The 24591-nt window shown below is 32.5% G+C and carries 27 protein-coding genes, 2 tRNA genes and 1 rRNA gene; 25 read left to right on the top strand and 5 right to left on the bottom strand.

What is annotated here, in order from left to right; all coding sequences use genetic code 11:
- Positions 1-106: 106 nt before the first annotated feature.
- The 8 genes from KO361_01500 (at position 107) to KO361_01465 (ending at position 7021) form a co-directional block, all read left to right on the top strand.
- Positions 107-3016 (top strand): 23S ribosomal RNA (locus KO361_01500).
- 140 nt (positions 3017-3156) lie between these two features.
- Entirely contained in the window at positions 3157-3369 is a 213-nt protein-coding gene (locus tag KO361_01495; GenBank protein ID MCC7574243.1) for a hypothetical protein, read from the top strand.
- 57 nt (positions 3370-3426) lie between these two features.
- The gene (locus KO361_01490) at positions 3427-4146 is read left to right on the top strand and encodes a hypothetical protein (protein MCC7574242.1); all 720 of its coding nucleotides are present in this window, start codon (positions 3427-3429) and stop codon (positions 4144-4146) included.
- Positions 4147-4152: 6 nt separating this feature from the next.
- Entirely contained in the window at positions 4153-4824 is a 672-nt protein-coding gene (locus tag KO361_01485) for a fibrillarin-like rRNA/tRNA 2'-O-methyltransferase (protein MCC7574241.1), read from the top strand.
- 10 nt (positions 4825-4834) lie between these two features.
- On the top strand, positions 4835-5197 hold the full coding sequence (locus KO361_01480; protein MCC7574240.1) for a hypothetical protein: 363 nt from the start codon (positions 4835-4837) through the stop codon (positions 5195-5197).
- The gene (locus KO361_01475) at positions 5194-5871 is read left to right on the top strand and encodes a HesA/MoeB/ThiF family protein (GenBank protein MCC7574239.1); all 678 of its coding nucleotides are present in this window, start codon (positions 5194-5196) and stop codon (positions 5869-5871) included. The genes KO361_01480 and KO361_01475 overlap by 4 nt, the downstream gene beginning before the upstream one ends.
- Before the next feature lie 61 nt (positions 5872-5932).
- The gene (locus KO361_01470) at positions 5933-6358 is read left to right on the top strand and encodes a hypothetical protein (protein MCC7574238.1); all 426 of its coding nucleotides are present in this window, start codon (positions 5933-5935) and stop codon (positions 6356-6358) included.
- The gene (locus KO361_01465) at positions 6359-7021 is read left to right on the top strand and encodes a hypothetical protein (GenBank protein ID MCC7574237.1); all 663 of its coding nucleotides are present in this window, start codon (positions 6359-6361) and stop codon (positions 7019-7021) included.
- On the opposite strand, the gene KO361_01460 is transcribed toward KO361_01465, so the two are convergent.
- The 3 genes from KO361_01460 to KO361_01450 are packed head-to-tail and all read right to left on the bottom strand — an operon-like array spanning position 7018 to position 8312.
- Complete coding sequence (locus KO361_01460; GenBank protein ID MCC7574236.1) at positions 7018-7314, bottom strand: metal-sulfur cluster assembly factor; 297 nt, start codon at positions 7312-7314, stop codon at positions 7018-7020. The two genes, KO361_01465 and KO361_01460, sit on opposite strands and share 4 nt — an antisense overlap.
- 11 nt (positions 7315-7325) lie before the next feature.
- Positions 7326-7784 carry a hypothetical protein gene (locus KO361_01455; protein MCC7574235.1) on the bottom strand — a complete coding sequence of 153 codons (459 nt, stop codon included), beginning with the start codon at positions 7782-7784 and terminating at the stop codon, positions 7326-7328.
- Positions 7785-7832: 48 nt separating this feature from the next.
- On the bottom strand, positions 7833-8312 hold the full coding sequence (locus tag KO361_01450) for a hypothetical protein (protein MCC7574234.1): 480 nt from the start codon (positions 8310-8312) through the stop codon (positions 7833-7835).
- Between the two features lie 171 nt (positions 8313-8483).
- Here KO361_01450 and pth2 point away from each other — a divergent pair, with 171 nt between their 5' ends.
- From pth2 to KO361_01430, 4 genes are all read left to right on the top strand, one after another.
- Positions 8484-8828: a peptidyl-tRNA hydrolase Pth2 gene (pth2, locus tag KO361_01445; GenBank protein ID MCC7574233.1), complete on the top strand. Its 345-nt coding sequence runs from the start codon at positions 8484-8486 to the stop codon at positions 8826-8828.
- Positions 8829-8891: 63 nt separating this feature from the next.
- A complete protein-coding gene (locus tag KO361_01440; protein ID MCC7574232.1) occupies positions 8892-9272 on the top strand; it encodes a 30S ribosomal protein S8e in 381 nt (126 codons plus the stop codon).
- 25 nt (positions 9273-9297) lie between these two features.
- Positions 9298-9525 (top strand): small nuclear ribonucleoprotein, encoded by a 228-nt coding sequence (locus KO361_01435; protein ID MCC7574231.1) that lies wholly within the window; start codon positions 9298-9300, stop codon positions 9523-9525.
- Between the two features lie 9 nt (positions 9526-9534).
- Positions 9535-9699 carry a 50S ribosomal protein L37e gene (locus tag KO361_01430; protein MCC7574230.1) on the top strand — a complete coding sequence of 55 codons (165 nt, stop codon included), beginning with the start codon at positions 9535-9537 and terminating at the stop codon, positions 9697-9699.
- A gap of 67 nt (positions 9700-9766) precedes the next feature.
- On the opposite strand, the gene KO361_01425 is transcribed toward KO361_01430, so the two are convergent.
- Positions 9767-9838: transfer RNA gene (locus KO361_01425), tRNA-His, on the bottom strand.
- A 157-nt stretch (positions 9839-9995) separates the two neighbouring features.
- Here KO361_01425 and KO361_01420 point away from each other — a divergent pair.
- The 4 genes from KO361_01420 to KO361_01405 all read left to right on the top strand — a co-directional run bounded on the left by KO361_01420 (position 9996) and on the right by KO361_01405 (position 13092).
- Positions 9996-10199: a hypothetical protein gene (locus KO361_01420; protein ID MCC7574229.1), complete on the top strand. Its 204-nt coding sequence runs from the start codon at positions 9996-9998 to the stop codon at positions 10197-10199.
- Between the two features lie 24 nt (positions 10200-10223).
- Positions 10224-10661, top strand: a complete 438-nt coding sequence (locus KO361_01415; GenBank protein MCC7574228.1) for a hypothetical protein — start codon at positions 10224-10226, stop codon at positions 10659-10661.
- 79 nt (positions 10662-10740) lie between these two features.
- A complete protein-coding gene (gene argS, locus KO361_01410; GenBank protein MCC7574227.1) occupies positions 10741-12426 on the top strand; it encodes an arginine--tRNA ligase in 1686 nt (561 codons plus the stop codon).
- Complete coding sequence (locus KO361_01405; protein ID MCC7574226.1) at positions 12427-13092, top strand: DEAD/DEAH box helicase; 666 nt, start codon at positions 12427-12429, stop codon at positions 13090-13092.
- Here KO361_01405 and KO361_01400 read toward each other — a convergent pair whose 3' ends face one another.
- On the bottom strand, positions 13093-14370 hold the full coding sequence (locus KO361_01400) for a hypothetical protein (protein MCC7574225.1): 1278 nt from the start codon (positions 14368-14370) through the stop codon (positions 13093-13095).
- A 155-nt stretch (positions 14371-14525) separates the two neighbouring features.
- Here KO361_01400 and KO361_01395 point away from each other — a divergent pair, with 155 nt between their 5' ends.
- The 9 genes from KO361_01395 to KO361_01355 all read left to right on the top strand — a co-directional run bounded on the left by KO361_01395 (position 14526) and on the right by KO361_01355 (position 24590).
- Positions 14526-15125, top strand: coding sequence for a 30S ribosomal protein S7 (locus tag KO361_01395; GenBank protein ID MCC7574224.1), 600 nt, complete (start codon positions 14526-14528; stop codon positions 15123-15125).
- 67 nt (positions 15126-15192) lie between these two features.
- Entirely contained in the window at positions 15193-15822 is a 630-nt protein-coding gene (locus tag KO361_01390; protein ID MCC7574223.1) for a class I SAM-dependent methyltransferase, read from the top strand.
- Between the two features lie 66 nt (positions 15823-15888).
- On the top strand, positions 15889-16443 hold the full coding sequence (locus KO361_01385; protein ID MCC7574222.1) for a histidine phosphatase family protein: 555 nt from the start codon (positions 15889-15891) through the stop codon (positions 16441-16443).
- A 126-nt stretch (positions 16444-16569) separates the two neighbouring features.
- The gene (locus tag KO361_01380) at positions 16570-18639 is read left to right on the top strand and encodes a beta-propeller domain-containing protein (GenBank protein ID MCC7574221.1); all 2070 of its coding nucleotides are present in this window, start codon (positions 16570-16572) and stop codon (positions 18637-18639) included.
- 61 nt (positions 18640-18700) lie between these two features.
- Positions 18701-20689, top strand: coding sequence for a sugar phosphate isomerase/epimerase (locus KO361_01375; protein ID MCC7574220.1), 1989 nt, complete (start codon positions 18701-18703; stop codon positions 20687-20689).
- A 114-nt stretch (positions 20690-20803) separates the two neighbouring features.
- Positions 20804-21253, top strand: a complete 450-nt coding sequence (locus tag KO361_01370) for a hypothetical protein (protein ID MCC7574219.1) — start codon at positions 20804-20806, stop codon at positions 21251-21253.
- A gap of 42 nt (positions 21254-21295) precedes the next feature.
- Positions 21296-21423, top strand: a tRNA-Cys gene (locus KO361_01365).
- A 78-nt stretch (positions 21424-21501) separates the two neighbouring features.
- A complete protein-coding gene (locus tag KO361_01360) occupies positions 21502-23913 on the top strand; it encodes a valine--tRNA ligase (protein MCC7574218.1) in 2412 nt (803 codons plus the stop codon).
- A gap of 134 nt (positions 23914-24047) precedes the next feature.
- The gene (locus KO361_01355) at positions 24048-24590 is read left to right on the top strand and encodes a hypothetical protein (GenBank protein MCC7574217.1); all 543 of its coding nucleotides are present in this window, start codon (positions 24048-24050) and stop codon (positions 24588-24590) included.
- The last annotated feature ends 1 nt before the right edge of the window (position 24591 follow it).

The following is a 24591-nucleotide window of genomic DNA, read 5'->3' as shown; positions in this document are numbered from 1 at the left end:
AACAACAGGAATGTTGGAATCACGTTTTATGAAGCCGTGCATAGTTGATTCCTGGTCTTTGCTAACAGTGTAAAATTAATGTAAATTATCCTTACACTACCAAATTAAGGAAAGAATCCTACGCTGTTAGGTGAATAGCTTGGCTCAATAGCTGAAGAAGGACGTGGCAAGCTGCGATAAGCAAGGGATAGGCGCATGCAGCCTTCGACCCCCTGATTTCCGAATGCGACTTCGTTATACACTCCGAAAGGAGAAGAAACGCGGGGAATTGAAACGTCTTAGTACCCGCAGGAAAAGAAACCAATTGGGATTCCGTTAGTAACAGCGAGTGAAAACGGAAAAGGGCAAACTGAATCTGTTGCAGTAATGCATCAGGGATGTGGTGTTGTAAGACTTCTTTTTTGATCCATTTACGAGAATCTAAAGTCCTCTGGAAAGAGGCGCCGAAGAGGGTGATAGCCCCGTGAGAGAAACGTGATGGACTTTAGAATGTTCTTGAGTAGCGTATCTTGGAAATGATGCGTGAACCTGGGGGACATCAACCTCCAACCCTAAATACAAGTTGAGTCCGATAGAGTATAGTACCGTGAGGGAATGCTGAAAAGAACTCTTAACCGAGAGTTAAAAGAGCTTGAAACCTAGCAGTTATCGATAGGTACGCGTCTAAGGGCGTGTATCGTGCGTTTTGAATAACGTGCCAGGGAGTGCATCTAAGTGGCAAGAATAACCTAACAAGGGTATTCATAGCGAAAGCAAACGCCCGCAGTTTACGAGGGGCGAGGTATGAAAGTGCCTTGAGTCACTTGGATGCGACCCGAAGCCGAGCGATCTATTCTTGGGTAAGGTGAAGCGCCTCTTAAAGGGCGTGGAGGCCTGAAGAGGTTCTACGTGCAAGTGTTCTTCTAACCTGTGAATAGGGGTAAAAAGCCAATCGAGCTCGGTGATAGCTGGTTCCTGCCAAATTTGGCCGTAGTCAAGTCTCCATTGAGATAGTTTAGGGGGTAGAGCTACGGATTGGGGATTTAGGGGAAGAAATTCCTCGGTTCCTTGTCCAACTCCGAATACCTAAACGTCGTAGACGTGGGGAGACGGGGGCTCGGGGTAAACCTGAGTTCCGAGAGGGAAACAACCCAGACTACAGTTAAGGTCCCAAAATACTGATTAAGTGTGAATGGCACAAGGCTGTTCATAACCAGAGACAGCGAGGAGGTTGGCTTAGAAGCAGCCACCCTTTAAAAAGTGCGTAACAGCTTACTTGTCAAGGTTATGAGCGCTGAAAATGGACGGGGCTAAATCAGTTACCGATACTGTAGACCACCGCAAGGTGAGTGGTAGGCAGGCGTTCTGCATGGGCTGAAGCTTTTCTGAAAAGAAATGTGGACCGTGTAGAAATGAGAATCCTGGTAGTAGTAGGAACATAGTGGAGTGAGAATCTCCACCACCGAAAGGGCAAGGGTTCCTTGGCAATGCAGTTCAGCCAAGGGTAAGTTGGTCCTAACCGCGATCATAAATTGATTCTAGCGGGAAAGGGAAACCGGTTAATATTCCGGTACTATCTTAGTATGCGTGGCGACACAAGTTTGTTTACTGACGCATCGTGCTAGCCTAACAAGTAATTTCAGACTTGATAATAAAGACAATTCAAGGGAGTATCGTAATGATGAGAACTCGAATAATCTTTAGATGTGCATACCTTAAGGTATGTTTAGGTAATGCTTGGTGCCCGTGAAAAAGGAAACAAAAAAGATCTTAGATAGCCATACCCAGAACCAGCACAGGTGCCCCTGGGTGAGAAACCCAAGGTGTGAAGGGATAATCTAGTTAAGGGAATTCGGCAAATTAGCCCCGTACCTTCGGTATAAGGGGTCCCTGGATTCGTTGTTGTATAATTGCGATTTCAGGGCGCAGTGACAAGGGGTGTCCGACTGTTTAACAAAAACATAACCGACTGCTAGCCTGTAAAGGTGTGAATAGTCGGTGACGTCTGCCCAGTGCCCGTACTTCAAACCTCATTTCAATGGGGCTAAGAGCGGGTAAACGGCGGGGGTAACTATAACTCTCTTAAGGTAGCGAAATGCCTTGCCGTTTGATTGACGGCCTGCATGAATGGCGTAACGAGATGCCCACTGTCCCTAACTAGAACCCTCCGAACTTTCCATTCTGGTGCAAAGGCCAGAGACTTCCAGTGGGAAGCGAAGACCCCGTGAAACTTTACTGTAGCCTGTTGTTGCAAGGCAAGATAAGTTATATAGCGTAATTGGGAGCTGTTTGATGGTACGAACGCCAGTTCGTGCATAGGCGAAAATGTAACACCAATTTTCTTGTTTTACCTTGCTTTACTCTTCCGAGAGGACATCGGCAGGTGGACAGTTTGGCTGGGGTGGCACGCTGTTGAAAAGGTATCAACAGCGCCCAATGGTCTGCTCAGACGGGTCAGAAATCCGTCGTAGAGTGCAAGAGCAAAAGCAGGCTTAACTAGGATTTTTACAAAAGGAATCATAGTAGAGAAATCTTGGTCTAGCGATCTCCTATCTCTCCTTGACTGGGGGGTAGGCATGACTGAAAAGTTACTCCGGGGATAACAGAGTTGTCGCGCCCGAGAGCCCATATCGACGGCGCGGCTTGCTACATCGTTGTCGGCTCTTCCTATCCTGGGCGTGCAGAAGCGTCCAAGGGTGGGGGTGTTCACCCATTAAAAGGAATCGTGAGCTGGGTTCAGAACGCTGTGAGGCAGTTTGTTTGATATCTACTGGAAGTGTTAGAGATCTGAAGGGAAGAATCTCTTAGTACGAGAGGAACGGAGAATCGGCGCCTCTGGTTTACCAGTTATCCGGAAGGGTATTTGCTGGGCAGCTACGCGCTAATGGATAAGTGCTGAAAGCATCTAAGCACGAAACCAGCCCTGAAAAGAGATCTCTTAGACGCCTATAGAAGATAGGTTTGATAGAAGCGGAGTGTAAGTACCAAGGTAACGAGGTATTCAGCTCGCGCTCACTAAACGTCTTACTCTTTCCAAAGTTTGTATTTGGTGAAGTCCAAGGAATCAACTATGCACGTGCTTCTCTTTTTTTTTTTTTTTTTTTTTTTTAATTATTTGTTCTATAAATAAAAACATTTATTAGCTAAGAAAATAATAACTGGTCTAGGTGATACAATATGAATCTAACAAAAATGTTTAATAAAATGTTAAAAAAAATGAAAATATTTGATTTTCAAATAATGAAATTATTAGTTTTTTTATTCACATTAATGTTATTAACTGCTTGGCCAGGATTCAGAAATTTAGCACTAAGCATTTATTGGTATTGGTACTTAATTTTTATAATAATACTAATTATACCTTTATATAAAAGATTATTTTCTAAATAATCTTTATTTTTTTTCTTCTTCAAAACCTTTAAAAACTAGTTTCATATCCTAATAAGTATGAATCAAGATTTTGATGAAATAAGAAAAAAAGCTTTATTAGAAGTTAAACAAAAAATTAAAGAATCTGTTAATAAAGATTTAATGATTATAAATGCTATTTCTAACATAGAAGAACTAGATAAGTATTTCAACGTAGTAGTCGGAAGACTAAGAGAATGGTTCTTGCTTAAAAATCCTGAACTCGAAAAAAAAGTAGAAGACAATCAAAGAATCGTAGATATAATACTACAACAAGAATATTCAAAGACTGAGATGGGAACAAAACTAGAGCCTAGAGATGAAGAAGCAATAATGTCATTAGCATTATTAGCTCAAGCAACAACAAAAACCAAAGAATTCTTAACAGAATACTTAGAAGAAATAATGAATGATTATTGCAAGAACTTATTGAGTTTAGCAGGAACAACAATAGGTGCAAAATTATTAAGAGAAGCAGGATCATTAAAGAGGCTAGCGAGCTTACAAAGTGGAACGATCCAATTATTAGGAGCTGAAAAAGCATTGTTTAGACATATAAAAACAGGAGCTAAACCTCCAAAGTACGGATTCATAATAAATCATCCTGTTGTGACTGGGGCATCTATTAAAGAAAAAGGAAAAGCTTCCCGCACATTAGCGGATAAAATAAGTATGTGTGCCAGATTAGATTTTTTTAAAGGAGAATTCTTAGGTCATAAATACTTAGAAGAATTAAAAACTAAATTTAATAAAACATAAAGAAAAATGGAAGAAATTAACAAATTAAGAATATATAGAGAAAGAAAAGGAAAAAAAACTTTGTTGTACACAAAAAGTATTCTTCCAGGAAAAAAATTCTTCGCAGAAAAAACAATTAAAATAAAAGGGGAAGAATATCGCGAAATAAATCCTGAAAGAAGCAAATTAGGAGCCGCGGTGCTAAAGGGATTATCACAAACAGGCATAAAACAAGGCTCAATAATTTTGTACTTAGGAGCAAGTCATGGTTATACACCTTCATTCATATCAGACATTGTTGGGGAGGAAGGAATCATATTTTGTTTAGACTTCGCACCAAGAGTTGTTCGAGACTTAGTTTTTGTTTGTGAAGAAAGAAAAAACATGATACCTTTACTAGAAAATGCGTCTCAACCACAAAATTATAAAGATAAAGTTTCAAAAGTAGACGTGGTTTATCAAGACGTTGCTCAAAGAGACCAAGTAGGAATATTTTTAGATAATTGCAAAGAATTTCTTAAACCAGGAGGATTCGGATTACTAGCAATAAAACCAAGAAGCATAGATGTAACAAGAAAACCAAAAGACATATTTAAGGAAGTAAGAAAGAAATTAGAAGAAACTCTTTTAATAGTAGATTACAAAGAATTAGATCCTTATGAAATGGATCATGCGTTCTTCGTAGTAAAAAATAAATAAGTGGTGCGTCATGGAACTGTTAGAATTGCAAAATCAAATAAAAAAATTTAATGATGACAGAGAGTGGAGTCATCCAAGACAAATAAAAGATTTATTACTAAATATGTCTGAAGAAGTAGGAGAATTCTGGAACAAAATAAAATGGGTTGACGTAGAAACACAAGTAAAAATAATTAAAGAAAACAAAGAAGAAGTTTCAAATGATTTAGCAGACATGTTATATTTAATACTAAAACTAGCTTATATTTGTGATGTGAATTTAGAAAAATCTTTGAAAGAAGTGATGGATGAATATGAACAAAGATTTCCTTTAGAACAAACAAAAGGGCATCATGGAAACATATTGGCATCAGGAATAGATAATAAAAAATGAATAAATACATAAGACAAGAAATCCTAGAAGAAATAGGTATTGAAGGTCAAAAAAGAATAAGAAATGCTAAAATAGCCATAATAGGTTTAGGAGCATTGGGAACAGTAACTTCTGAATTGTTAACAAGAGCAGGAATCGGCGAATTATTATTGTTTGATAAAGACATAATAATAATAGAAAATTTGCACAGACAAGTATTATACAAAGAAAAACATGTAGGAAAATCAAAAGTAGAAATAGCAAAAAAAGAACTAAACGAAATAAATAAAGACACAAAAATAAAAATAATAAAAGAATACTTATCTAAGAGTAATACTAAAGAACTTGATGACTATGATTTAATATTGGATTGTACAGATAACATGGCTTCTAGATTTATAATAAATGATTATTGTCAAGAAAAAAACAAGACTTGGATACACGCAGCAGCAACAGGAATAAAAGGCAACATATTAGTGGTAGATAATCCTGATAAGTTCAAAAAAATAATAAGAACTGGAGAAACATTTGATAATTGCAATGAAATAGGTGTTATAAACACAATAACGATGATTGTGTCAGCAACACAAGTAACTCAAACAATAAGAATAATAACAGAAAAAAAACATTCAAAAGAATTAATAAGAATAAATACGTGGAATAACGAATATGATTCTTACAACATAAAAAACTAAACGTATTTTAGTTAAATTTTTATTTACAAACAATAATAACTAAGAAAAAGAGGTTAAAAAAATGAAAAAAATCTTTATGTTCACGTTATTAACAATATCCTTAGTGTTTTTTGCTTGTAACAATCCTATAATAAGTGATGATTCAGAAAAAATAACAATTTATTATTTTTGGGAAAAAGGATGTCCTAATTGCGAAATACAAGAAGAATTCTTAAAAAATTTAGAAAACAAATATGACGACATAGAAATAAAAAGCTATGAAGTTTCAAATCAAGAAAACGAAGAATTGCTAATATTATTGCTTGAAGCATACAATGAACGAAAAAGTGGAGTGCCAACAACATTTATAGGAGATGAATTAATCATAGGATTCGGAGACGCAGAAACAACAGGAAACCTAATAGAGGACATAATAAAAAAATGTCAAATAAATAAATGTAAAAATCCTGCAGACATATTACTAGAATCAAAAAAAGAGGAATCCTAAATGAATTTAGCTGAAAAAGCTTACGAATCATTATTTCCTAATAAAAAAGAAACAAGAAGATTTGTATTAAAATACTCTGCGAAGTTTAAACCATTTAATGCTAATGCTAAGTATGACTCAGAAAAAATAGTTTTTTCTATAAGTAAAAACTGGGAAGAATTCTCAGAAGAACTAAGAATAGGATTAATACAAAGCTTACTAATAAGAATAATTAAACAAGATTACGACGAAACTTTCGAACTCGATTTATATAATAAATTCATAAAGAACTTACCTAATTATTCAAAAATAGATAAATCAGACCCTGAATTATTAAATAGTTTTAACAAAATAAATAAAGACTATTTCAATGAAGAAATAAACACACCTAACTTAGTTTGGGGAACTAATTCATTTAATAAATTAGGCCATTATGAATACACAACTGATACGATAATGATAAGCACCGTACTTAAAGGAGAACAAGAATTACTTGATTATGTTGTATTTCATGAAGCATTACATAAAAAGCTAGGATACAAAAAAACAAAGACTGGGAGAATGACTCATCACTCCAAAGAATTCAAACAGGAAGAAGCAAAATACAAAACAAAAGACATAGAAAAAAAACTCAGAAATTACTTAAGAAAAAAAAAGCTAATAAAAGCACTAAAATTCTTTTAAATATTCAAAGCAGCACGAATATCAGGATCAATCTTATCAGGATTCCAAGGAGGATCAAAAGTTAAACGAACCTCTACGCTTTTAACACCTGATAACTCGGAAACTGTTTCTTTAACTTCATTAACAAGAAAATCAGCATAAGGACAACCAGGAAAAGTAAGAGTGAACAAAACAAAAACTTCATCCTCAGATACTTTAACATCATAAATTAAACCAAGACTAACAACGTCTACACCTATATCTGGATCAACAACATTCATCAAAGCCTTAAAAACATCATCTTTAGTAACCATAAAAAACACCTTCAATCAGAAAAATAACCAATTACGTTTCCCTCAGTAGTTCTAGGAAATTCTTGACCGTGATACTTATAATAAATAACAACGTTAGACCTAATCAAACTAGGCTCATTATAAATGCCGTCAGGCGTACAGATTATATCAGCACTAGAATCACTAGGGGCCAGGACTATGCTAGGAACAAACTCAGTCGTGTTTCTATCGTATCGTTCAATTTGACAACTAATATGAGTGATATTAACAGGTCTACCAGCATTATTTCGCATTTCGAGAATTAAACCAGATTCATTAAATTTATGACCCATACAAAAAAGATCATCAGTAAACAAACAAGAAGGAGGAACAACTTGCTCAGGACCCATCCTAAAATAAAAAAAAGCACCTATAACAACTAACATAACTAAGAAAGCCCAACCATAAGTAATAATGAATTCTAAAGCAATTTGACCTTTATTTTTCTTCATAACATCACCGAACTAAATAAAAGAAAATAAAAAAAAGAAAAAAAATAATTATTGCTGTACTTCAGCACCTAAACTACCACGAGATTGTTGTTCTATATTTCCACCAGCACGAGTATATTTCACGATTATGTCTGATTGGAATCGTTCACCAGAAACATACTCAAAATTTTCATCACAAGTAAAAGTTATTCTTCCACCATCAATAACTCTATTTCCTGTATCGGGATCTGAAGTACAACTAATTTCAGCATCGGGATTATTTAAATCTATAAGAACAGCATTGAACCCATCAATAGTGTAACCCAACCTGTTAACAATAGTGAATTCTACACCATCATCTTTTACAGCGAATTCATCACAAGTAAAACCTGCAGGGAAACTACACCTAGGAGGAATAAGTTTCGCAGGATTCAAAACATCAAAATAAACGAATGCGCCAATAACAATTAATATGACTAAGAAAGCCCAACCATAAGTCATCAAGAACTCTAAAGCAGCTTGACCTTTTTTCTTTTTTTTACACACCATTACATATTCACCTCGTATTTAAAACAATAATTTTTACTTATTAGTATTTATTAATGCGCTAATAAAAGATATTAAGTCATTAGTATTTAAATATTTCTTTTTTCTTAAGTATTAATAGAGAATAAAATAATTTAAACAATTTTATATACTAAAACAATTTATTTAAAAAATATGAGTTTAAAACAAGTAATAATAGTAAGAACGGATCTAAAAATGCCTAAAGGGAAATTAGCTGCACAAGTGGCACATGGAAGTGTAGAAGCAGTTATGAACTCTGACCAAAAAATGGTGCAAGCTTGGAAAAAACAAGGAATGAAAAAATCAGTATTAAAAGTGTTGTCTGACAAAGAATTAAGAGATTTATTAGTACAAGCAAAAAATCATGATTTAAAAGTAGGATTAATAAATGACGCGGGAAGAACTTTTTTAGAACCAGGAACAATAACGGTGCTAGGAATAGGGCCTGACGCAGAAGAAAAAATAGATAAAATAACAGGGCACTTATCATTACTCTAATTCTAAATAATAATAGTCGAGAGCATACAAAGATTTATAAATCAAAGTTTTTTTCCAATATTCATGGTAGTAGTACAAGACAGATCATTAAGAAAACCCTCAGGGGCGAGAAATACGAGCACAAGAACAAAGAGAGTGCATATGACTGGTAATAAAGCAGCATTGCCAACAATAGGTTTTTTAAGAGTTAAAACTAAAAAAACCAAAGGTGGTTCAAAAAAAGAACATTTATTATCAGCTGAATTAGCAAATGTTTACGACCCGAAAACAGGGAAACACGCAATAGTAAAAATAAAAGCAGTAAAAGAAAATTCGGCGAACAGAAACTATGTTAGACGAAACATATTAACAAAAAACACGATAATAGAAACAGAAAAAGGATTAGCTGTAATAACTAGTAGACCAGGACAAGAAAAAATCATAAACGCAGTCTTAAAAAAATAATTTGATTTTTTTTGGAGGGTAAAAAATGGAACAAGCATCAAGGCCTTTAGACGCATTAAACAAGGCAAGAAATAAAAGAGTATTAGTAGAATTAAAGAACGGAAGACAATACGTGGGTAGCTTAATAGCATTTGACATTCACATAAACACAGTCCTAGATAACGCAGAGGAAAGAGTGGATGGAGAGTTAAAAAAACAATTAGGCACGGTTTTCATAAGAGGAGACACAATCACAATAATTTCGCCGCAATGAGGTTAAAAGATGAGTAAAGGAACAGCATCAATGGGTAAAAGATCTGGCAAGAAATCACACATAGCTTGCAGGAGATGTGGAAAGATATCTTTTCATGCAAGAGATAAGGTCTGTTCTAGTTGCGGATTCGGAAAAAGTGCTAAATTGCGTAGTTATGCATGGCAAAAAAAATAATTCTTTTTTAATTTTTTTTTTCTTTAAATATTTCTAAGTTATTGAATAATTTTAGCTTTTATAGAAGGGCGGCCGCCGGGAATCGAACCCGGTCCTAAGGTTCCACAGACCTCAATGCTAGCCGGTACACCACGGCCGCCATATAGTCTGTGATTATTGTTTGTTTTATATACTTTTTGGGTTCTTTTTTATAACAAAAAAACAAAAAAACCTTTTTAACTACTAAAAAGTGATAAAAAATAGAAAGATTTATATAGTTGTTTTACTTTACTAATAATAAGAAAAAGGTGAACAAAATGAACCAAAACAAATATTTAAGAACAAACAACCAAGAAAACAATCCAAACGCTCAGAATCCTTTTAAACACATAGCTTATATGCCAAAAACACAAGAAAATAAGCAAATACAACAATACAAACAAGACGTAATAATATCAAAAAAACCAAAACAAACACACCAAGAATACTGGGAAAGCGTTGTAAGAACCCTATACTTATAAAAAACCAAAAAGAGGTGAAAAAACATGAATCAATACAGACCAAATGAATCACAATATCAAAATGAACAAAAAAACAACCACGGAAATTTTTTTAAGAATTTAACGAAAGGCTTACTAATAGCAGGAATAATGTCAACACCTTTTCTACTAAATAAATGCAACACACAACCAGAAACACAAATAATAAACGGACCAAAAGGATACGAATTAGTAGAATTTAACATACCTTTAAAGTATCAATCAACCCATGTAAGCGAAATACACTTAGGAGACGATACCACAAAAATGAAGAGAACTTATAATCCTGAAGAAGGAACAATAACATACGAAGGACCAATAAAATACAGAATAAGCAATCCTAGATCACCTGACCCTGAAGACGCAAAATTAACAGAAAGAATGTCCGAAGCTACAAAACCAGGTAGCGTAACACTAAAAAAATCAATAGATGACCACTTATAAACCATTTTTTTTATTTTTACTAATTTTTTTCTAAAACTAACAAAAAACATTTATAATACATTAATACTTTCTAACAATGATGAACTTCAAAGAAGAACTAGCTCAAATAATATCAAAAGAACTAAATATAGACAAAACACAAATACTAGAACTAATAGAAACGCCAAAAAATCAAGAACAAGGCGATTACGCACTACCTTGCTTTTTCTTATCAAAAACACAAAAAAAACCACCTCAAAAAATAGCAGAAGAACTAACAAAAATAAACAAAGAATGGTTCACAACACAAAACGAAGGATCTTACTTGAATTTTAAAATAAAAATAGAAATACTAGCAAAAAATACTTTAGAAAAAATAAATGAACCTTACATATTAGAAAGACAAGAAAAAACAAACATAGGAATAGAATCACCATCACCAAATTCAAACAAACCACTACACCTAGGACACGTAAGAAACATGCTACTAGGACTAAGTCTAAAAAACATATATGAAAAAACAGGAAAAAAAGTCACGTGGTTTGACATAGTAAATGACAAAGGAACACACATCTGCAAATCAATGCTAGCGTATCAAAAACAAGGAAATAACAAAACGCCTGAACAAGAAAACAAAAAACCAGACCACTTCGTAGGAGAATACTACGTAAAATTCTCAGAACTACTAAAACAAAAACCAGAACTAGAACAAGAAGCACAAAAAATGCTACAAAAATGGGAACAAAAAAATCCAGAAACAATAAAATTATGGAAACAAATGAGAGAATGGTGGCTACAAGGAACAAAAAAAACATACGAAGAATACGGAATAAAAATAGACTCACAAACATATGAAAGCGACATATACGAAGAAGGAAAAAAAATAGTGCTAGAAGGACTGAAACAAGGAATATTCAAAAAAGACGAAACAAACGCGATATACATAGACTTAGAAAAAGAAGGGCTAGGCAAAAAATATTTACTAAGATCAGATGGAACTACTATTTACATAACACAAGATATATATTTAGCAAAAAAAAGATTCACAGAACACAAATTAGAAGAATTTAGATACATAGTGGGAAGCGAACAAATATATCATTTTAAAACACTATTTGAAATATTTAAAAAACTAAATTATGATTTCTGGAACAAATGCATACACATAGCTTACGGAATGATATATTTACCAAGCGGAAGAATGAAATCAAGAGAAGGAACAATAATAGATGCTGACGACTTCAAAAAAGAATTAGAAGAACTAGCAGAAAAAGAACTACAAAAAAGATATCTTGAAATAACAAAAGAAGAATTACAAAAAAGAAAAAAAATAATCGCAACAGGAGCAATCAATTTCTTCATACTAAAATACGATTCATTAAAAGATTTTACTTATTACCCAGAAAAATCATTAAATTTCCAAGGAGAATCAGGACCATACGTGCAATACGCACACGCAAGAATTTGCTCCATACTAAGAAAAGAACAACCAAAAAAAACCCTTGATTATTCAAAATTAGAACTAGAACTAGAAAAACAAATACTAAACAAACTAAGAAAATACGAAGAAACAATACACAACGCATCAAAAAATAATAAGCCATCAATAATAACAACATATTTACTAGAACTAGCACAACTTTTGAATTCGTATTATCACGAAACACCAATACTAAAAGAAGAAGAACAAACAAAAAACGCAAGACTACACCTAATAAACAAAACAAGAATAATATTAAAAGATGGCTTAGCACTACTAGGAATAACAGCACCAGAGGAAATGTGAATGAAACTCACAGAACTAAAAAAAGAAATACCAAAAAATATCTACGAAATACTAGAAAACAAAAAATTTGAAGAACTAAGACCAAGCCAAACAAAAGCAATAAAACAAGGATTATTTAAAGAAAAAAACCAATTAATATGCACGCCAACAGCATCAGGAAAAACACTCGTCGCAGAAATGTCATTCTTAAACACAATACTAAATAAAAAACAAAAAGCAGTATATATAGTACCTCTAAGAGCACTAGCAACAGAAAAATATTATTCATTTAAAGAAACATACACAGAAATAAAAACAGGACTAAGCACAGGAGAACTAGACTCAGAAGACACAGCACTAGGAAACAACGATTTAATAATCGTAACAAGCGAAAAATTTGACTCATTACTAAGACACAAAACACCCTGGATAAAAAAACTAGGAACAATAATAATAGACGAAATACACTTATTAAATGACCCTAACAGAGGACCAACACTAGAAATAGTGATAGCAATACTAAAAAAAGAACTACCAAAAGCACAAATAATAGGACTATCCGCAACAATAGGAAACCCAGAACAACTAGCACAATGGCTAAACGCAGAACTAATAAAAGACACATGGAGACCAGTCAAACTCAAAAAAGGAGTATATCTCGAAGGGGAAATACACTTCAAAGAATAATCAAACACGATTTCTAAAATTATTTTTAAAACAAGGATTACGATAAAAAACAGAACTCAACTCAGAAATACTATCGAAACCAGATAAAAAATAATCAGGACTCACCATAGGCTTAGACAAATACTCAACACCAAGAACTTTAGCACTATAATTAGCATGAAGAAGCAATTGCTCAGCTCTATCTCTAGTAAGATTAGAGTAAATACTGGCTTCATAATTATCTAATCCATTAATAACTCGGTCATACCAATTCTCAATCTTCAAAATAGCATTCTTAATATCAGGTAACTCCCGAGCAATCCTACTATCGCAATTATCTTGCATATCGCAAACACCCTTACCCTCAACAAGAACTAGTTCATTCCTATCCAAAGCACGATTAACAAGATTCTTCAAAAAAACTTTATCATACAAAAAAAGCTTAACTTCTTCAAAAAAATTATTATGACTAAAATACTCATCTTTAGGAATAACTTCAATCATTTCCTGAAGATTATATTTAATAATGCTATTAGTAGCAGTTCTTTCAAGCTTATGCAAATTCTTATTTAAAGATTTCACATTCTCAATCTTAACATGCCTATTTTGCTTCAAATACTTCAAAATCATATCAGAAAAATTACTCAACAAAATCAAATCCTCATGATGCTCAGAAGGAAAATAATCACCTAAGAATTTATCTAATCCATTAATTTGATAATTATTACCTTTTTTATCCTTAACAGAACGCAACAAATCTTCTATGCTATCATGAACCAACCACAAAAAATTATGATACTTACCACTATTATGAATATCATATTGCAAAGCCTCAGAAGTAGCAGCACACCTAATATTGTGCATGTTAAAAGGCAAATTACAAGTTCGTATCCTAGTTTTACCATGATTAAACAAATCAATAATAGTTTTAGCAAAAGAAGTATAATCGCCAAACAAAACCCTTAAAGATTCATCAGGAGGAACAACCCAGTCTTTAAGATGATCCCTGATAGGATTCATAAATTCTTTATTTAAAATATCATTTTTCTTAACAGAAATCTCGGTTTTTTCATAAACATTAATTGTTTTAATGATGTCTAAATCAGAAACAGAACCAACTTTGCTTAATACATTTTCAAAGTAAGTCTCAATAATTTTTTTATTCGCACTTAATTGCCTACGATCATATAATTCAATAAGCAAATCATCAGAAGGCATATTAAGCTCAATCACTGAATTCAAAACTAATTCAGCTAATTGCTCCCTTCTAGCCTTATTAGGAATTATGAGTTCAGACATATAAAAACAAACCTCGAAACTTATTTTAACTACTACGTAATGAACACGCATTTATATTATTTACTAAAAAACTAAAAAATATTAACAAAAAACAACAAAAAATGATAGTTATAAAAGCATAACGTTTATAAACTAACCATTATTTCTTAGACACTATGACAAAAGTACTAGCATTCAACAAATGGGATGTAGAAGGAATAACTGTAACTGACCCCGGAATAGCGCCATACTTAACACTAAAACCAGTTATAGTGCCAAAAACAGGGGCGAGATACGCAGGAAACAAATTCCACAAATCCAAAGTATTCATAGTAGAAAGACTAATTAACAAAATAATGATAACAGGTCACAAATCTAAAAAACACTTTATAAGCTCAGGACATAACACAGGAAAAGCACATAAAGCATACGATTTAGTTCAAGACACACTAGAATTAATAGAGAAAAAAACCAAAAAAAATCCAATAGGTGTACTGGCAAAAGCAATAGAGAATGCAGCTCCAAGAGAAGAAATAGTAACAATAGAATATGGTGGAGCGAGATATCCAAAAGCAGTAGAATGTGCACCACAAAGACGAATAGACATGGTTCTAAGATTAATGGCGCAAGGAGCAAGACAAAAAAGCTTCAATAAAAAAAGATCAATGGAAGACGCACTAGCAGACGAAATAATAAATGCATATAACGCATCACAAAACAGTGTCGCAATATCCAAGAAATTAGAACTAGAAAGACAAGCAGATTCTAGCAGATAAACAAACTAATTCTTTTTTATTTTCTTATAAACATAGTTTTTTAAATAAAAAAATAAACCAAAACTAAATGGATGAAGCCTGGAAAAAAATATACCAAGAAAACGCAACTAAAGAAATACCTATACACACAATGTCTTGTTGGACAGAAGAAGGATTCCAAGAATTATTCAAAATAACATTCAAAATAGTAAAAAAACTAAAAAACATAAAAACAGTACTAGATGTAGGATGCGGACCTGGAGAATACTGCGCAGAATTTCATAGAAAAGGATATGAAATAACTGGAATAGATTATGCAGAAAACGTAATAAAACAAGCACAAAAAAAACACCCTGACATAAAATTTATTGTGGGAAACGCATACAAATTACCATTTAAAGATCAAGAATTTGATTTAATAACTTGCATAGGAGTCTTACAATGCGTTTATGAACCAGAAAAAATAATAAATGAACTAACAAGAGTATCAAAAAAACACATAATAATATCAACACTCCTAAGACAAAAAAAATTAGAAAACCCAATAAGGTTACTACAAAAAAAATTAGAAACAGATAACTGGCCAACCAGAGATTATCACCCCTCAGAAATACAAGAAATACTAGAAAAAAAAGGATATATAACAACACTTATTCTAAAAAATAATAAACAACTAATAAAAGACGGATTCTTCATAATAGCAACAAAAAAACAATAAAAATAAGAATTATAGAAAACTTTTTAATATCTCAAAACAAAAGTTACTATTAAAGAGTGCTTTCAAATGGTAACTTCCATAATATTAATAAGACACGCCTCAAGCGAAACTATTAATCCAGAACAACCAAGAACGCCAGGTCTTGGACTAACAGAATCAGGAAAAGAACAAGCCAAAAAAACAGCTATGTTCCTACAAGGACTAACATTCTCAAAAATATACACTAGCAAAATGACTAGAGCAATAGAAACAGCACAAATAATAACAAATCAAGAAATAAAACAACAAGAAAACCTAAACGAATTCAACAAAATAGTATTCGAAGAACAACCAGAAAAAGAAACAAAACAACTAGAAAAATTTAATGAAAACATAGAACAAGCACTAAAAACAAAAACAGTATTCGAAGAAATACTCAGAAAACACAGAGACTCAAAAGTACTAATAGTAGCACACGGAAACGTTATAAGATACTTAGTGTGCTGTGCACTAAGCCTAAAACCACACAAAGCACCAAACTTCATAATATCAAACGCTTCAATCACGCACTTATTCTTTGAAGGAAACCAATTAATCAATGTCGGATGTATAAACTCAACAACGCACTTATTCTTAAAATAATAAGACTTCTAACAAAATAGAACTCTAAGCAACCTATATATATACAATTAACTTATCTAAAAAATAAAAAAGTTAATTTAATAAAATAATGAAGTTGTTAAACAACAATATTAAGAGGTAAAAAAAATGATAAAAAACAAAGCAATAATACTTATTTTAACAATAATGTCTATTACATTAATAGGTTGCGTAGAAACACAACGAATTTATGAAACATCAAAAGATGTAACAATAAATAATTTTAAATCAGAACAAGAATTCAAAGAATTTCTAAACGAAAATAAAAATAATTACGGCTATTATGGAGGTGCGTTAAGAGGCTCAACAATGATGGCTTTTGACATGGTCGCTGATGGCGCAGTTCCAGAATCAACACTCGCAACAAAAACAATATCATTAGATTATTCAGAAACTAATGTTCAAGTACAAGGAGTAGATGAATTAGACATAATAAAAACCGACGGAAACTACATATACACATCAACAAACCAAGACTTATTCATAATCAAAGCTTACCCTGCAGAAGAGGCAGAAATAATAAGCACAATAAATCTAAAAAATCAAATAACAGGACTATTCATAGAAGAAAACATATTAGCAGTAACAGGAACAATAAGAAACATAGATGAACTAAAAGAAATAGGATTATCAACATACACAGGACTAACATTTCTAAATATGTATGATGTTAGTGATAAAAAAAATCCTGAACTAATAAAAGAATACAAATTTGATGGATCGTACTTTAATGCGAGACTATTTGAAGGAATAATATATTTATCGACGAATTTTAACCCTTACAATAGACCAAGTCCTATGCCTATAATAATAACAGACGGTGTAACAAGAACAACACCTATAACTGATATCTATTTTTACAACACAGATTATAGTTCAGCAGCATTTGTAAGCATACACTCAATAAATATGAAAAACCAAGAAAAAATAGATTCAAAAATAATGACTCTAGAAGGAAATAATCATATGTATATGTCTTATGAAAATATATACTTAACGTACCAAGAAAACATAAACCAATATGAACTACAACAAGAAATAATGATGAACAAAATAATTCCTAAATTATCAAAACAAGACAAAGATTACATACAAAGAATAAAAGAAGTAGATAATGATTTAATGAACAAATACGAAAAACAATCAAAAATAATGGAAGTAATACAAAGATACGTAGAATTCTTAGATATAAAAGAACGAGATGAATTACAAGAACAAATAGAACTGGAAGTAAAAGAAGAACTAAAAAAACTAAAATATTTAGAATACACAGTTATACACAAAATAAGCGTGGATAAAGGAAAATTAAATTTTGAAGCAGGAAACAAAGTTCCAGGAAACGTATACGGACAATTTGCTTTAGACGAACACAAAGGAATACTAAGAGTGACAACCACGCTAAGACAAGGAATGACAGTAACTGATGAATATGATTTATTTAATTGGCAAAAAAGATCTCCTTCAACAAACAATGTTTACACATTAAATGAAAAAATGGAAATAATAGGAAAACTAGAAGGACTAGCACCAACAGAAAGCATATTCAGCGCGAGATACGCAGGAAACAGATTATATTTGGTAACCTTTGAACAAATAGATCCTTTCTTCGTAATAGACTTAGAAGACCCTGAAAATCCAAAGGACTTAGGAGAACTAAAAATAACAGGGTATTCAAGATACTTACATCCATACGATGAAAACACAATCATAGGACTAGGAAGAGAAGGAACAGAAACAGGAAGAATACAAGGACTAAAAATAAGCTTGTTTGACGTAAGCGACATATCAAATCCAACAGAAATAGTAACATATGTGAGTGAAGACACAACATCTAGTTCAGGAGCAGAATGGGAACACAAAGCGTTCTTATTCTCAAAAGAAAAAGATTTACTAGTAATACCAACACAAAACTATGATTGGAGAAATCCTGAAAATAATTATGCGGGAGCATTAGTATTCAAAATAAACAAACAAGAAATAACACCAAGAGGATTAATAATTCATGAACAAGGAACACAATACAACTATGGACAAGGAGTTGAAAGATCATTATACATAGAAAATGAGTTATACACAAAAAGTCCTAACTTGTTAAGAATAAATAATTTAGAAACACTAGAAAGCACAAAGAACATAACACTGACTGCTACAAGAACAGGAACAATACCAAGATACTAACCATTTTTTTATTTTTTTTAAAAAATAAACATTTAAATACTACTTTCTTTTAAGTATATTTATGCAATTTTCAAATAAAGGATACTACTCAGCTATGGATCACATAGATAACACTGAGTTCTTCACATCAAATCAACCAACACAATTAGATGAAGAAGGTAATCCCATAACGCCTGATGAAGCACTAAATTTTACGCCAAAAGACATAGGACTAACAACGAATCCTATGCAAAATACTTTAGAATCATTCAAAGCACAAATAAAACAAGGAATAGGACGTATAGAGTTCGGATTTATGGGGCAAGGAAAAGGAAGTGCTCAAAACCCAACACCAGAATCCATAGGTTCAGATGAAAGAAGAGACGTGCGAGAATTATTAAAAATAAATGATATAAAAACAAGTACGCATGCAGCAGTACACACAAATAGTTTAGCAGGATTTACAAACAAAGGATTTGATAACGCGTCAAGAGCTCATGCATTAAAAGAAATAAACAAAGCAATACAATTCGCAGGAGAAGCAACTCGTGGAGGAGCGATAGTATTTCACATGCATGAATGGCAAAGACCTATGACTGAAATAAATGATTCGGCAGGAGCAAAATTCAAAAGTTACACAGAAGAAAATGAAGAAGCAGTACTATTCGCAGTAGATAAAAGAACAGGGGAACCAGTATCAGTAATAAGTAAAAATAGAGAAGTATTTAGACCGGTATATGAAACAGCAGGAAGCACGGGACGCGTAGGACAAAAAGATGCTTTTGGAAATGTTTTGAAAAAAGATGATTGGGTAGATGTAAGAGGTAATTTAATACCGAAAGACGCATCACCAGAATTATTGTTTAATAGAGTTCCAAAATTTAACAAAGAAAAAACAAATTTCGAAGTAGAACCAGTAACATGGAACAAATTAGTAGAAGAAACAAATAGGTGGAACGCGGAAAATCCTGATCAACCAAGAAGATCACCAGAAGAAATGTTCGCGATAGTAGATACAGAAAATAAAGTATTACAAGCAAAAGGAGCATCATTATTTCACGCACAAGGATATGAAAGCGCGAAGTATGAAAGAGACCAATTACTAGAAGAATATGAATTATATAAAAAATTAAAACAACAAGTACCAGAAGAAGATCAATGGAAAATAGAAAGTCATTTCGTAGAAAAGCATAAACAAGGATATTTTGGTATGAGATCTGATGAATCAGCCGAATCATACTATGAAAGAAGAATAAAAGATAACGAAGATAGAATGAGACATATTCACGAATCATCAGCTTCAGCAGATGTTCAAGCAAGACAAGCACAAGAACTAATAAATAATATTCAATCAGCAAAAGAATACGGCCTGACTAAAACAGCAGATACAATATCGTCAGCAGGAATAAGAGCTATGGAAGTCTACAATAAAAACAAAGACAAATATGAATTATCAGAACCTTTATTTGTAGCTCCAGAAAACTGGGATTCAGGATTCTATGGGAGTCATCCTGACGAGATGAGAAGAATAGTTGAAGAATCAAGAAAAGCAATGGCACAAAAATTAATGGATAAAAAATATTCAAAAAAAGAAGCTGAAGAATTAGCAAAAACACACATAAAAGCAACACTAGACGTAGGTCACTTAAACACTTTAAGAGATAAATTTCAAGGCTCGCAAGAAGAATTTAACAAATGGATGATTGACCAATCAGAAAAACTCGTAAAAGACGGAATAGTAGGACACATACATTTAAGTGATAACTTTGGTTATGACGATGAACACTTAACACCAGGACAAGGAAATATACCTATGAAAGAATTCCTAAAAAAAATGGAAGAGCGAGGAATGAAAGACATAATACTAGAAGTAGGAAGCTTTAACGCTAATTCAGCGTACTTAGATACTTTAGCATTTACTAACGCACCAACATACGGATTAGGAGCAAAACAAAGATTTACACAAACAAGAAATGCGCACTTCGGATACAACGCACCAGGCTTCTTCATAGCGGGAGCATACTCACCAAGTAATGAATGGAAACCATGGACAGACATCCCGTTAGAATAAACATTCTGAGTTCAATATTAATATGTATTATGTGGTTTAATACAAGTAAATATTCGAAAGAATTTCGAAAAAATACTGAAAGACTATTTATAAATAAATAATTTAATTAAATCAATGAATTTAGAACAAAAAATAAAACAACAAGAAATAAAAAAAGAACCAACAAACCAAATAAGAAAAATAACTAATTATGATATATTATTATTAAAATACTCAAGAACTGTAGATAACATAGATATGTTCTTAGGACCAATATCAGAAATAGCAAAAATATCGGATTCAGAAACAATAAAGACAACGGGGCTAGCAATAGCACTAATAAAAGGAATAATAAAATTGCCTTTCGTAACAATGTACTTAAAAAGAACAAAAGACTACGCATCATTATATGATTGGATACCAAAAGAAATATTCTCATACGTAGTACCTATGGGGAGCTTCATAGACATTCTGAGAAGCTACGAAAAAATAACATTCAAACACTACGGAATAAAACCATTCACAGAAATACCAACAAAAAAAGAATTAAATACAAAATTAATAACACAAAAAAACTATGTTTAAAAACAAAATTATATAAAGAAATACTAACCCCGAATGAACTAAGCGGAGGTAGCCAAGCGGCCTAAGGCGACCGCCTGCAGAAGCAGGAAAACAACTGCTGTGAAGAGCTAACAAGCAATGAAAAAAAAACAGACAGCGGTTATTCGGGGGTTCAAATCCCTCCCTCCGCTTAAGCGTGGGAGGTTTGGAAATCTTTGATTTTCCTTATCTCCCTCGGCTCTTTTATAAAAAAGTTGGGGAACAAAAAATTGGAAAAACCACAAAATTATGACTTCGCAGAATCAGAAAATAAATGGATGACTTATTGGCAAGAAAAAAAATTATATAAATACGAAGAAAATCAAGCAAAACAAACATTCTCAATAGATACTCCGCCACCATACGCTAGTGCTGATCACTTACACGTAGGACACGCCATGCATTATTCTCAATTCGAATTCGTAGCAAGATACAAAAGAATGAAAGGATTCAATGTATTTTTTCCAATGGGTTTCGATGACAACGGATTACCTACTGAACGATTCGTAGAAAAAAAACACAAAATAAACAAGTCAAAAACAACAAGAACTGACTTCGTAAAACTGTGTTTAGAAGAAACTAAACTATGTGGAAAAACATATAATGATTTATTTAACTCATTAGGATTCTCAATAGATTGGACATTACTATATCAAACAATAGGAGAAAAAGCAAGAAAAGTATCGCAAAAATCATTTCTAGACTTGTACAAAAAAAACAAACTATACAGAAAAGATGCTCCTGTAATGTGGGATACATCGATGCAAACAACATTAGCACAAGCAGACCTTGAAGACGTGGAAATGACTTCTCATTTCAATGACATAATATTCAAAGTATATGGAAAAGACATAATAATAGCAACAACAAGACCAGAATTATTACCTGCTTGCGTAGCAATATTTTACAATCCATCGGATGAAAGATACAAGGAATTAAAAGGAAAATTCGCAAAAGTGCCTTTATTTGATTTTGAAGTTCCAATACTGCCAGATGAAAAAGCAGATCCAGAAAAAGGGTCAGGACTAGTAATGTGTTGCACGTTCGGAGACAAAACAGACATAGAATGGTGGCAAAAACATAATTTGCCATTAAAAATAGTAATAACTAAAGATGGAAAAATGAACGAACAAGCAAAAAAATATCAAGGACTAAAAATTAAAGACGCAAGAAAACAAATCATAGAAGATCTAAAAAAAGAAAACTTACTAATAAAACAAAAAGAAATAATTCACTCAGTTAATGTATCAGAACGAAGCGGAACAGAAATAGAATACATAAAAACCTCGCAATGGTACATAAGAGTTCTAGATGCAAAACAAGAACTAATACAACAAGGAAAAAAAGTTAACTGGCACCCTCAACACATGCGTGTAAGATATGAACACTGGGTAGAAAACCTAGGCTGGGACTGGTGCATATCAAGACAAAGATATTTCGGAGTTCCATTCCCTGTGTGGTACTCAAAAAAAACAGGAGAAATAATATTGGCGGAAGAAGATCAACTACCTATAGATCCAACAACTAGCAAACCAAAAAAATTACCTGAAGGACACACAGAAGAAGATATAATACCTGAAATGGATGTTATGGATACGTGGATGACGTCCTCAGTAACTCCAGAAATAAACAGTGGGTGGGGGACAAAAGAAGAAAGAAAAAATTTTTTACCAATGAGTCTAAGACCACAAGCACATGACATAATAAGAACTTGGGCGTTCTACACGTTAGTAAAAGCATATTATCATCATAATGATGTGCCTTGGAAAGACATAATGATGAGTGGACACGGCCAAGACCCTAATGGTCAAAAAATGAGCAAAAGTAAAGGAAACTTCATAGTTGCTCAAGACATAATCGCTAAGTATGGCGCTGATTCTTTAAGATATTGGGCAGCAACAGTAAAATTAGGTGAAGATTTACCATATCAAGAAAAAGACGTAGTAACAGGAAAAAAAACAGTTACTAAGCTATGGAACGCATCAAAATTCGTATTTATGAATTTAGAAAACTTCAAAGACTATAAAAAACCAATAAGTGAGTTCAAATTAAAAATAATGGATAAATGGTTGTTATCAAAACTGATGAAAACCATAAAAACATCAACAGAAGCATTTGACAAATATGAATACTCAAAATCAAAACACGAAACAGATGTGTTTTTCTGGCAATCATTCTGCGATAATTACTTAGAATTCGTAAAACACAGAACTTATCAAAATGATTCAGACTTAGAATCAAAAACAACTGCGCAAGCAACTCTTTATTATGCATTATTACAACAAATAAAATTATTCGCACCTATAATGCCTTTTATAACTGAAGAGATATATCAAAATTATTTCAAAGAACAAGAAAAAACAGAAAGCATTCACATATCAAATTGGCCCGAAATTAATAAAGAATTAATAAATGAAGAAGCAGAAAAAATAGGGGATTTAGCAATAACAATAATAGGAGAAATAAGAAGACACAAATCATTAAATAAATTGTCTTTGAAAGCAGAAATAGAACAAATAACTATATTAAGCACCAAAGAACAAAAAGAATTAATAATGTTAGTGGTTGAAGATATAAAAATTGTTGGAAAAATCAAACAAATGAATTTCAAAGAAGATACTAAGTTATCAATAACATTCTAATCATAAATTCACTTAATAGTAGTTACAAATAGAAACATTTATATAATTCTTAGACTCAACGAATCAAAAACTTTATTAACGTGTAATTTAAAAAAAGTTTTAAAAAAAACAAACAAAATAGGTGGTTACAAAAAATGGTTATAACATACGGCAATTGCAGAGAAAACCTAGTAGAAAAATACAGAGTGCTAGGACTAAAAGGAAAAGGAATAAAAAAAATAATGGTTGGAGAAGACCCTTCAGGACTAAACGCTTACGTCGTAGGAGACGTTCTAAGAACAATGTGCAGAAGTCCATCAACAGAATTACTAAAAGAAATGCCAACAGGGGAATATCCTATAATATTGGAATTAACACCTAAAGGAATAGATTTCTTAAAGAAAAACGTAAACGATTTGATAAAAGAACACTCTAAACTGATATACAGAGACGAACCAGGAACGATAGATGACTTCTTTGAAATTGAAACAAATTTTAACACAGATCCAAAAATAAAATCAGAAAAGAAAAAAGTTTACTTAGAAGAAGAAAGATTAGATATTACGCAAATGAACGGAAGCTACAAATTAGTACTAAAATCGCCAATAGATGTTAACAGCTTAATAAATCAAAACATAATATCTAGCGCACCTGTTCACACAGTAAGTGATGGAAAAAACACAAGAACACTATATTAAT

The sequence above is a fragment of the Candidatus Woesearchaeota archaeon genome (genome assembly GCA_020854775.1).
Taxonomy (GTDB): domain Archaea; phylum Nanobdellota; class Nanobdellia; order Woesearchaeales; family 21-14-0-10-32-9; genus 21-14-0-10-32-9.
Note: the sequence above shows the minus strand (reverse complement) of the source record. Positions and strands in the feature narration are given on the sequence as shown.